This is a genomic window from Streptomyces sp. NRRL S-31, assembly GCF_000718775.1.
Lineage (GTDB): Bacteria > Actinomycetota > Actinomycetes > Streptomycetales > Streptomycetaceae > Streptomyces.
On the sequence record NZ_JOCB01000011.1, the window covers coordinates 37,522 to 55,530 of the forward strand.

General features: G+C 75.3%; 1 protein-coding gene (only partly in view). It reads left to right on the plus strand.

Every position in this 18,009-nt window falls within one protein-coding gene, locus tag IF37_RS0106945, for a hypothetical protein, read on the plus strand. The gene is 58,854 nt long; 23,363 of those nucleotides lie to the left of the window and 17,482 to its right, leaving coding positions 23,364-41,372 in view, spanning codon 7,788 (partial) through codon 13,791 (partial); the first codon wholly inside the window starts at position 2. Both codon boundaries (start and stop) fall beyond the window edges.

Here is an 18,009-nt window from a genome sequence, read left to right on the forward strand (position 1 = left end):
AGGACGCGTGGCCGTCGAATTCGTGCACCGCGGCTGGCTGACGCCCGTCCTGGTCCAGTTGACGCTGGCGGCACTCCCGAAGCCGGACGCCGACCTGGACGCGCTGCGCGGACGTCCGGCCGCGGAGACCTCCGAACTGACCCGCTCCGCCGCGCACGGCAGCGGGCGCGACGGCGACCTGCCGGTGCCCGGCGCCATCGGGCAGAGCGTCTCCCACTCCCGGGGTCACGAACTGGACGCCATGCCCGTGGTCCAGTACCAGGGCCGGCGCGTGCAGACCACGATGGCGCTGTCCGCCGAACGCGCGGTGGGCGCCTCCGTCTCCGCCTCCCGGGAGACACGTGTCTGGCGCCGGTCGGGCCGGCTCGCGGAGTTCGACGTCCCGTACGAGATCCAGGCGACCGTGCGCAGCATCCCGCTGACCGCGGCGCCCGTCGCCCGGCTCGCCGACGCGGTGGCCGGCGGCGTCGCCATGGCGAACCTGCACGCCTCCGTCGACGCGCGGGTCACCCTCCGGTTCGACCGCACCGATCTGCCCGCCGAGCCGGGCGACACCACGCGGCTGACGCGGCCCGTCCCCGACGTCCTCACCGACGACCCCACCGCTTGGCAGGTGGCACCCGAGGACGCGGCCGTCGTCGACGTGGAGGGTGTGCCGCTCGCCCTGCGCCCCACCCTGACGGGCGACGACTGGGTGCCGTCGCGGCCGTTCTCCTTCGAGGTCTTCGACGCCGCGCCGCAGCTCGCCGAGGCCCTGCGGCAGGTCGACCCGGCGCTCGCCGGGGTGGACCGCATGCACACCTCGCTGTCGTACGAGGCCCTGCTGATCCGGCTCGCCCGGCTGGTGCGGCCGCAGGGCGACGACGCGGGCGTCCTGCTGGACCGGAGCGCCGTGGGCCGTTTCATGGGACGCACGGGCACCAGCGACGCCACGTCCGTACGGCTCCGGCTGTACCCGCAGGAGGTCCTGACCGAGGGCCCCACCGCCCTGGACGACGTCCGGGTGGCCTCCGACACGTCCGCGGTGAGCGCCTCCACGGCCGTCACCCCGGCGGTCAGCACCCGCTTCACCTCACCGCTGACCACGGACCAGACCCACCGTGTCCGGCTCACCCTGCCGAACGCCCAGAACCGGGCGAGCCAGGGCCAGTCCGCGGCGACCAACGTCTACCGGCGCGACTACCTGAAGTACGGCGTCTCCGCCCCGGCCGGCGCGACCCCCGGCTACCAGATCCGCTCGCTGGCCGTGCTCCGGGTCGAGGGGCCGTCCGGCACCCGGTGGGTGCTGGGCACCACGGTGCTGCGCACCCTGGACCTGCCGCCGGGCCTGGCGGTGCCGCGCCCGGACGGGGACACCGAGCGGCCGGCGCGGACGGACGAGGCACCGCGGGCAGGACAGGCGGACGAGCGGGCGCCCGGCGCCGAGCCCGGTCCGGCGCGGACCGAGGACTCGGGGCCGGCTTCGGACACCGAACGGGCACCGGCGCGGGCCGCCGAGGAGACAGGACCGGTCGAGGGCGGGGTGTCCGCCGGAGGCCGGGGTCCGGCGGACGGCCGGACGACGGCGGGTGCCGTCGAGGCGGAAGCCGACCGGACGCGGGAACCGGGCCGGCCGGCGGAGGAGCGGCGGGTGACGTCCGCCGCCGCGGACGGCGACGTGCTGATCGAGTTGGGCGACGACGAGCCCGACCAGGCCCCGGCGGACGCCAAGCGCGGCGGCAAGTCCAAGCGGCGCAAGCCGGGCCAGGGCGGTGCCGCCCGGACCACGGAGCAGAATGCGGCGCCCACCGGTGAGACCTCCACCGGCCGGGCCGCCGTACCCGCACCGCTCACCCCGGAGGGGCGCAGACTGCTGGAGACGGCCGCGCGGGAAGCCGCCGTACCCGACTTCGCCAAATCCGTCGTGCGGACGCGGCTGATCGCGGCGGCCCAGTCGGCCGGGTGGCACGACGCGTGGCCGGTGCGCGCGATGGCCCGGCTGCTCGGCGAGGACGTCCGGTGGTCCGAGCCGGCGAACGCAACGGCCGTTGCCCGGTTGCTCCAGCCCGACGCCGCCCACCTGGTCGAGCAGGCCGCGGACCACCCCGCGCTGACGCCGTTCCTGTTCGCCCACCCGGACATGCCGGAGGTGCTGGCGGTCTCGCCGGCCTTCCTGGACATCCTGAAGACGCTGCCGCAGGAGCATCCGGGCAGCGCCGAAGCTCTCATCGACACGCCCGAGTACCTGGACGCCCTGCTGGCCAAGTCCTCGTCGGGCCGGCGCGAGCTGGTCGACGCGATCGAGAGCCAGGTGAACTGGGCGAAGCTGCTGCCAGTCCTCCCCGGACTGGCCTCCTACCTGAACGGGCAGACGGAGCTGCTCCGCACGGTCCTGGAAGCCAGGGACAAGTCGCTCGCGGCGGTCCTCGACGTGGTTCCGGAGATGGCGCGTGCGCTGATGCGGACCGATCACCCGTTGCACCAGGCCGTTTCCCTCCTGGAGGACTGGGCCCTGATGGCCGGTCTCTCCTCGGTCGTCGGGCTGTCCGCGCCGGACGAGATTGACTACCGCCGGCTCTTCGCCCACCGGCAGCTGCGTGCGGCCCTGCGCGTCCACGCCGACCAGACCTACGCCCTCTTCCAGGTCCCCGGCCTGCTGAACCTGGCGATGGGTGACCCTTCCGTCATCGAGACGCTGGCCGGCAGCCCGTGGCTCGTCGACGTCCTGCCCGACGTCCCCGCCTTCGGCGCCAGGATCGCCCGCAGCACGGAGCTGGTCGGCGCGGCCGCCGGCAACCCGGCGGTCGCCGAAGCGCTCTCCTACGACCCGCAGGTGTTCGACGGGGTCCCCGACGAGCGGCTGGCCGACGCTCTCAGGGAGGCGACCTCCCCGAAGCCGGCCGCGCGGACCGCGCCGCAGGGGCCGGCGGTCTCGGCCGTGGACCGGCTCAGGGCCGCCGACCCGGCCCTGGACGCCGCCCTCGCCCTGCCGGGATTCGCGGACGTGCTGCGGAACGAGGACGGGCTGGCGGCGGTCCTGGAGACCCACCGCGGTCTGCTGTCGCGCCCGCACGAGTACCGCAGGCTGCTGCTGCCGGCGAACGCTCCGGTCAGGCAGCGGCTGACCGGCGACGGCAACGAACCCCTGCTGATCCCCGGCGTACTGCGGGCGGTCCTCCGGCACGGCAAGTTGCGGGACGAGGTGATCGACTCCACCGGCGACGTCGTTCTGGCCCGGATCGACGTGGCCGCCGGACAGTACCCCTGGCTGCCGACCCTGCTCGCCGTGAACCCCGCGATGGCCCAGCTCATCGCCGGCGTCCCGCACGTGCTGCACACGCTGGAGGCGCTGGACGGCCTGGAGGAACGGCTGGCCACCGACGACCGCCTCGTCGGCTTCGCCGGCGGATCGCTGGGAGCCTCGGCGTTCTTCCGCCGGCTCGGCACAACCGAGGACCTGGTGGACGCGCTGCTGGAGAACGACAGCGCCCTGCTGAGGTTCTTCCAGAGGAACCCGTTGTCCCTGCCCGCCGTACGGGCCGCAGAACTGGAGAACCTGCGCCGGCACGGGTCCCTCGTAGGCGAACTGGCGGGCCGGTACGGCATCCCCGTCACCCTGAGGCACTGGCAGCGCCTGTTCGCCGACTCGCTGCTGCTCGACGCGCTGGAACGTCCCGGCAACGCGACCGGCCTCGACCTGCTGCTCTCCGCCCCCGAGGCGTTCGCCGAAGCCCTCGCCCGTCCCGGCTTCACAGAGGCGCTGGACGCCGGCCGTCTGGAGGCCGATTTCGCCCGGATCGCCGAGGTGCGCAAGGCCGGCAGGAAGAAGAAGAGCCGTGCCTGGGTCAGGGAACTCCTCGCCTCCGTGGCCGGCACCGGCGAGCCCGTGCTGTCCCCGGAGGGCATCGAGTACGAGCACCGGGACCTGGCGCTCGCGCGCACCCTGAAGCTCCCCCAGGAGGAGGCGGCGCGGCAGCTGCGGGCATGGGCCGAGGAGACCGGCATGGCCGCCGAGGACCGTGAGCACATGCTCTCGATCAACGAGACGGTCCGGCGCGACCAGCGCCTCCTCGGCCTGGCCCGCGAGCGGGAGGCGTTCGGCGTCGCCTTCTACCTCAACACCGAGCTGTTCGAGACGGTCCAGGCCCGCCCCGCACTGGTCGACCTGCTCGCGGACTCCAGGCAGAACGCGCTGCCGCTGCTGTACGACAACCCTCGCCTGACCCTCGCGCTGCGCACCAACGACTACCTGTACCGGCTCTTCCTCACCAACCCGGGCACCCGTTCCTGGCTGCTCAACAGCACCACCTCCGCCACCGTCGCCGTGGACAACCCGGACCTGAGCCGGCTGCTGCTGTTCGCCGAGCACCTGTACGTCCGGCTGACCTCGGAGAACGATCAGACGCTCGTGATGTTGAGCGTCGACGCGGCGCGCGTCCTCGCCGACCAGGGACCGATCGCCGACGTGCTGATGGCCGGCAAGGAACTGCGCGACGAGCTGGCCGAGCAGCTGACGCAGGACGGGGGGCAGCTGATCGTGCGCGCCGCGCTCAGCAGCCTGCCGCTGGTACGGGCGCTGGCATCCGAACCCGACCGGCTGCTGGTGATCCGGAGCGTGCGCGGCCTGGCGGAGGCACTGGCCCAGCACCCGGACCTGTTCTCCAAGGAAGCGGACTACCTGTCGCTGCTCGGCAACAAGCCGCTGCGCCGCGCGCTGATGGCGCACCCCCCGCAGGTGCCGGTGGTGCTCTCGGACGCCGAACTGGCGAGGACCGCGATGGCCAACCCCGCCGTCGTCGCGGCCCTTGCCGCGGACGAGGGGGTGGCCCCGCTGCTGGCCCGCCGCCCGGCGGCCCACCAGCTGCTGCGCCGGCAGCCCGAGGTGGCCGGGGACCTGTCCGGGGACAGCCGTACCCTGCGCCTTGCCCTGACCGCGGTGCCCGGCCTCGCGGAGGCGATGACGCAGCAGCCGCGGATCACGACGGAGCTGCGGCAGGCACCCTGGCTGACGGACGCGCTGCTGCGCAGTCCCGGCCTGCTGGAGCACGCGCGGACGGACGCCCCGCTGTGGCGGGCGGCACGGGCCGGCCAGGTCTTCGCAGAGGCACTGAACCCCCAGCTGACCCGTCGCCTCCCGGCCCGGGAGGAACTGCTCGCGGTGCTGGCCGACCGGGCGCCGGTGGCCCGGGAGATGCCCGCCGCGGACCTGCGGCGGCTGCTGTCGAACACGGACCTCACCCACTTCCTGAACGACCACCCGGCGTTCGCCGAACGCTTCCTGGGCACGGCCGAGTGGTACGGGCAGGCGCTGGAGAACGGTGACTTCACCACCGCGGTGCGCGCCCTCGCCCGGGACGCCGACCGCTTCCGGCAGCTCGTCGGGGACGCCTCGCCCGAGGCTCTGCCGGGTGCGCTGACCGGCGCCGCCGGCCCCGCACGGACCACCGCGGCCCCCCAGCAGCGTGCGCCCAGGGACAACGGAGGCGACCGGTCGGCACGCCCCGGCCCCACCGGCCGGCAGACGGCACCGCAGGCCGCGCGGGAATCGGTCTGGGCGCAGGCGCTCGGCTCGGTGCCCGAGGCCGCCGAGCTGCTGCTCGGGCCCGCGGGCGGCGCGGTGGCCGGTGCGCTGGCCGAGAACCCGGAGCTGCTGCCCCTGCTGATCGCCTCGCCGACCGTCGCGGAGGACCTGCGGCAGAACCCGTCGCTCTGGCCGGACTTCGCGTTCGGCACGTTCCTGCGCACCGGCGGCGCCGGGCTGGAGCACTTCGAGAACGACTTCCGGGCGTGGCTGGACCGCACCGGTGTGGTGCTGGAGGGCGACTACCACGGCCGGGTGGCCGAGGTGGCGCGCGCGGTGTGGGCGCGCTCGAGTGCCGAGCGGGAGGCCCGCGAGGCGGCGGAGGCCGCCCGGACCGCGCAGCGCCTGGCGGAGTTCGCCCCGCTGCGGCCCGACACCTGGGAGCACGGCGAGCGGCTCGTGTACGCCAGCCATGTGCGGCCGGAGCAGCTGACGGAGGCGCAGCTGAAGGTGTTGCGGCGGGTGGCCGACGGCGGTCTGCGGCCCCGCGAGAGCGAGGTGCGGGTCAACCGCGCCCTGCACGTCCACCTGGACGGCGGCAGCGGCGGCGCCTCGTTCGCCTACGTGCTGGCGCCCGACGGCCGGGTGGACGCGCTCGTGTACGCCGTCAGCACCGCGCGCCAGGGCAACCGGTACAAGTGGGAGGGCCACAGCAGCCGGTACAGCGACGGTCCGCTGGACATCGACGCGGTGCGCAACCACCCGGCACTGGTGGCCTCCGTGGCGCTGGTGGAGGAAGCCGCGCGGCGGGCCGAGGCTGCGGCCGAGACGGCCCGGGCCGCGACCGGCAAGGGCAAGGCGAAGCGCAAGGACGCGGCGCCGACTCCCGCCACCCAGACCACCGCGCTGCCCCAGCTCTCGGTGGAGCCCGAACTGGTCTCCCTGGCCCAGGCGTTGACGAAGTACCAGAACGCCCTGGCCGAGGTGAACGCGGCACAGGCCGCGCGGGACACCCGCGCACTGTCCAGGACGCAGACCCGGCTGGAGGAGACCCGGCGGGCCCTGCGCGAGCTGGGGCTGGACCCGGACACGTACAGCGCGGGCGACGCGCTCACGCTGAGTGCGACCGGCCCGCTCGCCCAGTGGGCCGACGAGGACGCCGACGCGCCGGAGTCCCCGATGTCGTACGACGACGACTCCGACGAGGACGGTTCGGCGTCCTCGATGGACGAGGACGCGCGGGGACTGCCGGACATCGACGCCCGGCTGCTGTACGACACCGTCGGCAACGTCGCGGGACTCGACCTGCTCGGCACCGCGCACGAGGGCGCGGACGACGTACGCCCGCTGATCCCGCTGGACGACTTCGTCCTGCGGTTCGACTACGACCCGGGCGTTCCGCCCGCCGCGCCCACCGTCGTGGCCTACGAGGACGGCGAGCCGGTCCGGCTGTCGCTCGACACCTTCGCGGAACTCGCCGCCCACAACCGCGTCGGGGACCGCCCGCTGCGGCTGGTGACCAACGACGGCGCCCGGTACGGGCTCGACCTGGCCAAGGCGGTCGCCGACCGGGCGGGCGTCACGGTGTGGACGCACAGCGGCCGGGTGGACCTGGCGGGCAACGCCTTCGGGGCGCTGGAGCTGCGCACCGTCCGGGACGCGGACGGCAATCTGCCCGAGGGCCACTGGATGCGCGTCGAGCCCGACGCGACAGAGCCGTCCGCCGCCGCGCAGGAGGAGGACACCGCGCCGGACGACTACGTCCGGTCCGTCACCGGCGAGCCGTTCCACTTCCGCACCCTGGTGATGACACCCTTCGCCGACCCGCGCACCGGCCGCGTCATCGGCCACATGTCGCTGAGCTCCCAGGACCGGAGCCGGACCGAGTTCGCCTTCCGGACCGTTCCGGACATCGGCAGCTTCCGTGCCGGACGGTCCATGGACGGCGACACGGGCATCACCGGTACCAACCCGTGGGGCGACGGTGCCCCGCGGCACTACCTGGTCGCCCACGGCCGGGTGGGCGGCGCCACCGTCCGCCTGCACACCCGCGACGACCGCCCGGTCGAGTTCGCGGCCGACCAGATGGGCCTGCTGCTGCGCCGCCAAGCCGGCTTCGAGGCGTTCCGGCGGAACGCGGTGAACGTCGTGGGCAGCGCCGTGATCACCGTGATCTGCAACATAGGAAGCTCGCCCGCCCTGCCCGAGTCGCCCTACATCCAGACGCTGGCGAACGTCCTGGGCATGACGGTGACCGGTCCCACCGGAACGCTCGGCATCGGACCCGGCGTGATCTACATCGCGCCGTTCCGGAACCGGGCGGGCTGGCTGACCGCCCGCCCCGGCATGACCGGCACGACGTTCCAGGGCGCGGAGATCGTCGAGGTCCCCGACGGCACCGGCACCGGCACCGCCGCCGGCGCGCCCGTGACCGAACTGGCCGCGGAGCCCGGCACCCCGGAGGCGGAACGCCTCGACCGCGCCCTGCTGGAGCCGCGCCCGGAGACCGTCCCCAGCCTGGACACGCTCCTCGCCACCGACGGCACCACCACCGAGGCGCCCGCGCCCGAGGCACCGCAGCAGGAGACGGCCGCCCCCGGTCCCGTCACGCAGCCCGCCGAGACCCCCGCGCCGGCCCCCGCCCCCGCCGACGCCGACCTGGTCTTCGCTCCGCCCGCCCACACGGTGTCCGCCGCCTTCCGGCACGGCACCGGCGCCGAGACGTACGCGCTCGCCGACGACCGGCTGCCGGCGGCGATCCGCGAGGGCGTCCTCGCGCTGCTGCCGGAGCGGTCCCGCGAGCGGGCCGTGGACGCCCTCGCGGAGTACTTCGACACCGCCGGCCTCGCCGACGCCCTGCGCCAGGCCGTCGCCGACCGGATCACCGTGGTGCTCGGGCTGCCCGGCGGCCCGGTGGCCGTCACCGTACGGCTGCGGCTCGGCGACTGGACCCAGCTCACCGACGCGCAGGGCACGCCCCTCGCCGAGGGCGTCCTCACCACCCCGTGGCCGAGCGGTGACCGGCGCACCCCGCAGGTGCTGGACTGGCGGGAGACGGCGTCGGCCAACCGCGCGGTCCGCCACGGCGTCGACGCGACCACCGCGCTGCCGTTCTCCCAGGCCCTCGCGCTGGTGCCGCCGCTGGCCCTGGCGGGCTCCGCGCTACGGACGCTGCTCCTCGGGGCCGGCAAGTCCAGCGACTTCACCGTCTCCTCCACCCTCGGCACCACCCGCACCCTGCGGCCGTCCTCCGACCGGGCGGTGGACTTCCGGTACGACGTGGGCGTCGACCTCGTGGTGCAGAGCCGGGGACAGGACCCGCAGCGGTGGCAGACCGTCGTCGAGGGCTCCCTCCTCGCCCGGCACCCGCGCGAGGCCCTGCGCGAGCTGCCCCGCCCCGACGGCGTACGGCACGCCACCTCCGCGCTGTGGCAGGAGTGGTCCGGCACGCCGGAGACCGGCACCGCCGGGCTGCGCGGCGCCCTGGACGCGGTCCGGGGCGGCGCCGCCCCGACGGCCGTCGCGCACCACCTCTGGTCCCCGGCCGGCCGGACACCGCGTCCCGGCGTCGTCGGCGCGCCGGTCGTCCTGCCGCCGGACTCCTGGCTGGAGTCGGTCACCGGCGCGGCCGACTACCGGGCCGCCGTGTTCGCCGCGGTGGACCCCGCCCTGGCCGACCCGTTCTCCCCGGCCTTCGAGACCCTCGACGCCTTCGCCCGGGTGCGGACCCTGATGGCCGGTCTGCACCAGGCCGCCGCCGGCGGCTACCGGTCGGTGCCGGTCACCTCCACCACCGGCCGGGCCGACGCGGTCCGGGTGCGCGCCTCCTTCCACAACCCGCGGGTCGTGGCCGGCCTCGACGAGCTGACGCGGGCGGACGCCGAGGACGTCCGGTTCGGCGCCGTGGGCGCGCCGGCCACCCAGTGGGACGCCTCCACCACCGGGGTGTCCGACGCCGTCTCCCTGGTGGCGACCGCCGTCGGGCTGCCGGTTCCGCTGCCCTCGCTGTCCTACGTGCGCACCGTGCGCTTCTCCCGGCCCGGCCAGCAGGCGGGCAGCGTCGAACTCAACCGGCTCCGGTACACCGACGAGCCCACCACCGTCGTCGAGTTCGACGTCCGGGTGGACACCCGCGGGCTCGACGGGCGCGGCGGCCCGGAGACCTGGCTCACCGCCCGGGTGCGCATGCTCACCGCCGACGCGGACCGCCTCGGCCTGCGGGAGCAGGACCCGACCACACCGGCACCCACCGCCGCCGACCCCGACACGCCGGCCCGGACCGCCCCGGGTCGTGTCCTGCGCCTGCCCGCGGCGTTCCGCGACTGGCTGCCGCCCACCAGCCGCGTCGCCCACCTGGACGCGACGGGCGCCGAGCTGGTGCGGCTGCGGACGCTGGAACTGGTCCACGACCGCTTCCCGGGCTTCCTGGCCGTCCGCGACCCGTGGCGGGACGCCCCCGCCGACGAAGCCGCACCCCTCGTGCCCCGGTCCGCCGCCGCGCCGCAGGAGCACCAGGTCCGCAACCAGCTGGCCCTGGACGAGGCCCTGAGCGAGACCGGACTGATCCGACGGATGCGCGAGATGGTCGGCGGCCAGGGCCACAGCCTGGTGCTGACCCGACCCGGCTCCGCCGGACCGGAACAGGTCAGGGTCACCGTCCACGCCGCCCTCACACCGGAGGACTTCGCCTACGTCCGCTCCCGGCACGGGCAGATGGACGTCTACTACGGCTCGTACTACGACCTGACCAGCTCGGCGACCCGGCAGTGGAAGGTCGCCGCGGGCGTGGAACTGCCGCTCGCCGGACTGTTCCCGGACACGGACCTGTCCACGGAGCCCTCCGGCGGCCATGTCGCGCCCGGCCTCAGCTGGAGCGGTGCGGTCACCGAGGCCGGCGGGTTCTTCGCCGGCGGAGCCTCCGGCGGCGGTTCCCTCTGGGTGTCCGAGTTCGGCGGACCGGTCCGCCTGCACGTCACCGTGGAGCGCGTCACCGGCCCCGGGCAGCAGGCCGCGGACCCGGTCGTCGCCGAGCCGCTGCCGGTCCAGGCCCGCCTGCTCGTCGCCGAGGACCTGGTCATGGAGGACGACGGCGACGGCCGTACCGTCCGCACCCTGGACCTGGCCAGCCGACTCGACGACACCGGCGCGGCCGTCCGTGCACCGCGCGCCGCCGCGGACGGTCCGGCACCCGTGTGGACCCCCGAGGACGGGCGCCTGCCGCAGGACACCCTGCACATGGTGCGCACCGACCAGCTGCTGCCCCACATCACCGACCTGCTGCGGCAGGCCGGCGTGCCCGAGCTGGACCCGCTCGACGAGGCGGCGCTGCGCACCGCGGTGGCCGGACTGGCGCCCCGGGTACGGGACTTCGCCGGAGCCCCCTATCCGCTGTGGACCCGGCCCCTCGGCCGCGGCTCCCTCGGCCTGCCGCAGTGGGCGGAGGTGTCGGTCGAGGCCACCGCCGGACCGCTGACCGCGATGGGGGAGAGCGAGCACGCCTACCACTACGACCACTCCCTGGGCACCGCCCTGGTCCGGCACGCGCAGACCGACGGCAACCTGTCCTTCTACGCGGGCGTCAGCACGTCCCTCAGCTTCGCCCCCGGCACCGCGGCGGAGGAGGACCCCGTCGACGTCCAGCTGTCGGACCTCAACCGGTCCGGGCCCGAGTTCGGCGCCCCGCGCCGCGGCCAGGCGCCGGGGGACCGGGCGACGAGCGGACAGAGCCACCGGGTCGACGTCACGACCGGCGGACACGTGTGGGCCGACGCGCCCGTCACGTTCCGCGTCACGGTGCGCCGCTGGTCGGAGCGGCAGGCCGGCTTCCTCGGCCGGGCCGGCTCCCGGCGGGCCGCCGACCGGGAGATCACCGGCGAGCCGGTGACGGCACCCGGACTCGCGCTGATGCAGCGGGAGACGGCCCTCGAGCGCGGGCTGCTGGCCATTCCGGGCGAGGCGGCGCCGGCCCGTGAGGCGGCGGAGGCCGCCCCGCGGGCGCTGGCCCCCGCCAACGTGCTGCGCGGCGACGGCTTCGACCACACCGCCCTGCTCTCGGTGCCCGACCTCAGGCCCTTCGTACGGAGCCTGCTGCCCAGGCTCCGCGAGGTGCTCTCCTCGGAACACGCCGACGCGGTGGAGGCCGAACTCTGGAAGACCGCCTCCCACCAGGGCACCAAGGGCCTGCTGGAGACCATGCTGACGGGCCTGCCGATCCTGGTGCCCAACCGGAGCGGGCTGTGGACGACGACGGCCCGGGTCACGCTCACCGCCAGGCTCACCAACCCGCGGGCGCTCGGCCGGGAGCCCGGCGGCCACGTGCTGGAAAGCGGGAACCTGCGTGCCGACGAGCGCTTGGGCACCCAGCTCGGCGACGGCGCCGGGCAGCCCGCCCTCCCCGAGCAGCTGGCCGTGCTCGACTCCGACGCCCCGCAGCACGGGGTGTCGGGCTTCGCACCCACGGTCGGCCACGCCGCGACCCCGGCCGGGCAGGCACGTACCGGCCGGCGCACGGGTACCGCCCTCCAGCACGCCGCCCGCCCGTGGACGACCGCCTTCGACGTGGAGGTCACCGCCGGCCTGGACGTGCACTGGGCGCTGAGCGCGTCCTCGCCGTGGGTCGGCATCGGACTGCCGCTGATCGGACGGCACCAGCACCACCGGCTCGGCACCCGGCTGCTGCCCGGCTCCCTCCGCCTCGGCTTCCCGGAGGAGCTCACCCAGCCCCGGCCGCTCCCGGCCCCGCGTCCGCCGGCCCTGGTGGTGTCGCGGGCACCGGTCGCGTACGCACGGCAGGGAGTACGCCCGACCCCCGAACTGCTTGAGGACGCGTTCCTGGGCACCGTCGGCGACCTGGCGGCGCTGCGGGCGGCGACCGAGGGCCTCTTCGCGACACGCGGACCGCGCACGGGAGCCTCCCCGGCCGCCCATTCCTGGCAGGGCGGTCTGTTCGTACTGCGCTCCAAGATCGCGGCGATCTTCAGCCCGCCGTACCTGAGCCGGTGGTTCCTCGATCTCGCGGCGCAGGGCACCCTGCACGAGCCGGTGACGGTGCCCGGAACCAGCAGCGACCTGCACGGACACCTGGAGATCAGCGCCGACATCCGGGGCCTGCGCCAGTCGGCGCCGGGTGAGGACGGCACCGGCACACTGTCCGGCACGACCGTCCAGGACGTCCGGGGATCGCTCCGGGGCACGTCCGGCGCCGTCGGTTCGGGCGCCCGGATCGCGGGCGCGCCCACCGACGCCCCGGTCACCGGGAACACCGCGCTCCGGCAGGACGGCCGTGCGTTCTCCCGGGTGGAGGCGACCTCCGTCACCTGGCACATCGTCCACCGCCCGGCGACCGGCGAGCCGCGCGCCGTCGACGTGACCGTCAGCGACGAGGCGGCCGTCTTCTACGTGCCCGCCGAGAAGCTGGAGACCCTGCTCGCCCTGGACGGGGACGCGGCCCACGCGCGACCCGTGGCGGACAAGGGCAAGACCCGGCAGGTCCCGGCGGAAGAGGACGCGCAGGAGCCGTCCGGCGGCATCCGCCTCACCCCCGACGAGGAGGGCCTCGCCCGGCAGGAGGAGGCCGACGCGGCCCACGAACTGATCCGCGCCGAGGCGCACGTGAACGAACTGCGGGCGCACAGCAGCACCGGGGCGTACGCGGCGGCCGTCGCCCGGCTGACGACCGCCCGCGAGCGACTGGCGGACGCGGCGGCGGTCACCGAGAACCTGCCGCAGGAGTCCACGCTGGTGCCGCCCACCGAGGAGGAGCTGCGGACGCAGCCCCGCATGCGTGGCGGCGCCCCGCTGGACCGCTTCCGGGAACCGAGGGACCAGAACACCTCCCACCGGATCATCTCCGAGGCCGGCACCGTCGTCGGCCGTGCCTACTTCACAGCGGACGACTGGGCGGGCCGGGCGGGTGACTGGGCCGGGTACGACCCGGCCACCACCGGCGTCTACATGCGGCAGCGGCACCCGAACCGGCTCGAACTGGTCGAGCAGCCGGTGCCCTGGCGCGGGCCCGGCCAGTACTACCTCACCTCGCACTCCAACGCCTCCCAGTTCGCCGTGGAGGACGCCACGGGCAGCCCGCAGCGCCTGTACGGCGCGGAGCTGGCAGCCGTACTGCGGCGCCGCCCGAGCCTGCGGGACCTGAGGGCGCAGCACCCGGACGCCGGCGTGGTGATGGTCGCCTGCGAGGCCGGTGCCCTGGACGACGGCCTCGCCCAGCAGACGGCCGACCACCTAGGTGTCACCGTCTACGCGCCGACCGCCGTGGCCGGGGTGTACCGCCCGACCACGATGGCCGACGAACCGGGCGGTCCGGCGCGGCAGTTGTCCGCCCGCCCGTACGCCGCCGGCGCCGACGGCCGGTACCTCACCTTCCGCCCGCGTCCGCACGCTGCGGCCAGCGTGTCGTTCACCGGCGGCGTGAAGCTGGCCGACGACGCCACGGCGGTCGTCGACCGCCTGGCCGCCGAGATCGCGCCGCACGCCCTGGCGGCCCGCGGGAACACCCGGCTGAAGCCGGTCGTCACGGTCACCGGGTACGCGAAGGGACGCTTCCCGGACAGCAAGGGCGTCAACACCGGCCGCGAGCGTGCCGAGAAGGTCGCCGAGCTCTTCCGGCACCGCCTGGCCCGTCACCTGGCCGCACGGCAGCGCGGCCAGGCGGCGCCGGTCGGCACCGACGCCGTCGTCGTGGTCACGGTCTCCCGGGGCCAGGACGTCCCGGCGGAGGACCTCGCCACCGGACAGGACCGGTCCGCCCTCCTCTCCCGGGCGACGGTCTCCCTCCACGTGCCCCGGCCCCGTGCCGCCGCGCCGGAGCAGGACCGCCAGGCGTCAGCGGCCTCCGGTTCGCGAGGCTTCTCCGCCCCCCGGCCGGAACTCCACAGCGGCGACGCCGCGCAGGACGACATCACCAGCCACCCGATCATCTCCGCGACGGGCACCGTCATCGGCCGCGCCTTCCACAACGAGCAGGACTGGGAGGCCCGTTCGGCCCACTGGGCCGGCTACGACCCGGTGTCCGTGGCCACGTACCTCCAGAGTGGGCGGTGGGACAGCACCGAGCGTCCGGTCCCCTGGACGGGGGGCGGGCAGTACTTCCTGTCGTCCCACGGGCACGGCGGGATCCTCCAGGTCGAGGAGACCGCGGGCGGCCAGCGGCGGCTGTACGGCGCGCAGTTGGCGGAGGTGCTGCGGCGACGCCCCAGCCTGCGGGCGCTGAGGTCGCAGAACCCACAGGCCGGCGTCGTCATGGTCGCCTGCGAGGCCGGTGCCTTCGACGACGGCCTCGCCCAGCAGACGGCCGACCACCTCGGCGTCACCGTCTACGCGCCGACCACTTCGGTCGCCCTCATGCGCGGCCCGTACGACGAGAACGCCCGCCCGTGGCTCGACAGCGACGAGGGCGACGCCGAGTACCGCACCTTCCGCCCCCGGCCCGACGCCGCGACCACCGTGGCGTTCGCCGACGGTTCCGGCGAGCTGGCCCCCGACCAGCTCACGGTCGTCGACGACCTGGCCGTCGAGGTCGTCCGGTCCGTGCTGTCCGGCGTCGGCACGCCCCTGCTGAAGCCCGTCGTCACGGTCACCGGCTACGCGCCCGGCACCGACCTGGACCCCCAGGGGCTCGCCACCGGTCAGACCCGGGCCGACAACGTCGCCGCGGCCGTCCGCTCCGCCCTCACCGGCCACTTCACCGCCCTCGGGGAGAACGGCGCCGAACGCGCGGCGGCCGTCGTGGTGCTGGCGCTCTCCCGGGGCCAGGACGTACCGGACGACGCCCTGGCCGCCGCCCAGGACCCGGCCGCCCTGCTGCGCCGCGCCACGGTCACCCTCCACGTGCCCCGCACTCCCGCCCCGCAGCCCCGGCAGGCACAGGAGGAGGACGAGGACGAGTACGGGTACGACCGGGACCTGGAGTACGGGTACGGATACCGCCGCCCCGACCAGCGGCTGTTCAACACCGTCAGGCCCGAGGGCGACGAGCCGCTGTCCCACCGGATCGTCTCCGACGCCGGCACCGTCGTCGGCCGTGCGTACTTCGGTGAGGCCGAGTGGGCGGACCGGTCACTCACCTGGGCGCAGTACGACCCGGCCACGACCGATGTCTTCATGCGGCAGCGGCAGCCGTACGACCCGTTCGTCCAGCAGTTCGCGCCGTGGTCCGGGGCCGGCCACTACTTCGTGTCGTCGCACGCCGACGCGGCCTACCTCGCCGTCGAGGACGCGACAGGCCGGCAGCGGCCCCTCTTCGGCCCCGAGGTGGCCGCGATGCTGCGGCGCCGGCCCAGTCTGCGGGAGCTGAGGGCGCAGTACCCCGACGCGGGGGTGGTGCTGGTCGCCTGCGAGGTGGGCGTCCACGACGACGGTCTTGCCCAGCAGGTGGCCGATCACCTCGGCACGACGGTGTACGCGCCCACCGGGGAGGTGGACCTCAGCGGAATCGCCGAGCACGGTACGCCCCGGCCCTACGTGAAGGCCGGCGACGACTCGGCCCCCGGCGACTACCGCACGTTCCGGCCCCGGTCCGCCGTGGCCGCCACCGTGGTGTTCGCGGAGGACTCCGGCGAGGTGCCCGCCGACCAGGTGCCGGCGATCGAGGGGCTGGCCGCCCGGGTCGCGCCGGACGCCGTACCGGGCTTCTCCGACCCGCTGCTGCGGCCGGTGGTCACCGTGACGGGCTACGCGGCGGAAACCGCTGCCGACGCGCAGGGGCTGGAAGCGGGCCGCCGCCGCGCCGAGGCGGTCGCCGCGCTGCTGCGTACCTCCTTCGCCCGGCACGCCGTCGCACTCGGGTACGAGAACACGGGCACGAGGGAGCCCGTCGTGGTTCTCGCCGTCTCCCGCGGCCGGGACCTGACCGAGGACGACCTGGCCACCGGCCGGGACCGGGCGGACCTGCTGCGCCGTGCCACGGTCACCGTCCACGTGCCCCGGATGCCGCAGCACGAGGAGGACTTCGAGGACGAGGACCTGGGCGAGATGTCGTTCGGGGCGTCCGGTGGCGCCGCCGACACCTACAGTTCCGACGAGGACTTCGCCGGCGGTGTACCGCGCGGCTTCAGTCCGCTGGCCGCCCCGCCCGCCGCAGTCACCGAAGTCACCGAGGCCGCCGAAGTCACCGAGGCCGCCGAAGTCACCGAGGTCGCGGACGTCGTCGAAGACCTCCAGTCGGGCTCCGAGTACCCCTGGTACCTGGACCACGGGTCGCTCGGGCACGCCGCCGTCAGTGACGCCGGCACCTTCGACGACGCCGGTGCCCGCGCGTGGGCCCGCGAGGCCGTCGATGGCCTGCCGGACCGGAACGTGGCCGGTGACGTCGAGAACGCGCTGCACACCATGCTGGCCACCACCGACCGGCACGCCTGGGAGGACCTCCTCACCCACGGTGTGACGCTGGCCTCCCACGGCCGTCTGGTGTGGCTGCGCCCGCTCCTCGCGGGCCTGCGCCCCGCCGACGGGCGGGAGTCGGCCGTACGCGAGTACAGTGTCCGGTTCGCCACGACCGGCGGCAGCGGGGAACGCCACCGGGACCGCACGATCGGCGCGGACTCGGCCCTGCTGCTCGGCCTCAGCACCGCCTCCGCGGTGGCCTCCACGATGATCCTCGGTGTGCCACAGGTGCGGGCCGACTCGGCCGCCCGGCGCTCGGAGACCCGGCGGCGCAACCTCATCTCGGGGCGGACGATGTTCATCGCCAGGAACGAGCCCTTCCTGGCCGGGCTGCGGATCGAGATCTTCGTGGACGGTGTCGCACACCGGCCCGACGCCGTCCACGACCGCGGTCTGCGGGTGGAGTTCCCGGGCGAGTACACCGGCGCCGACGCCCCGCGCCCCCGCATGGGCGAGCCCGCCAGGGCCCTCCCGCCCGGCGAGGCCCGGCTGGGCCCGGACCGGGTCGTGCTCAACGCCGTCGACACGGGCCCGGTGGTGGCGGCGCTGCACCGCAGGCTGCTCGGGGCCGGGATGGACGCCGGCACGGCCGAGCGGTTCATGACCCACGCGCGGGACATGCTCAGCGAGCGGGCCGCCCGCACGCGCGGCCGGTGGTGGCTGACCAACGGCGACGTCTCCGGCGAGATCCAGGTGCCGGGCCGGTTCGGACGGCGGTCGTTCCGCGGCCGGCTGCGGGTGCGGGCCGAGATCGACGGCCTGGAGTTCGCCGGGACCACCGACAACGTCCAGATCCGCGAGGACCTCGGCGGCGGCACGGCACGGGGCATCGGCCGGTCGGGCAGCGGCTCCGCCGGCATGTCCTTCGGCTACAACGCGGTCGGCTTCGCGCTGCCCGTCTCCGAAGGCGTCCCCGGTTCCGCGGCCAAGGGCCTGCTGCCGATGTTCGGCGTCGGCTTCGACCAGGGCACGGGCAGCGGTCTGACGGTCACCTCGCAGACCCTGGGCCACACCGTCCTCAACTTCCGCGAGACCCAGGCCAGGTACCGGGCCCGGCTGCGGATCACGGTCACCGTCGACTCCCCGACCCACCCGCGGATCGGCACGGTGTC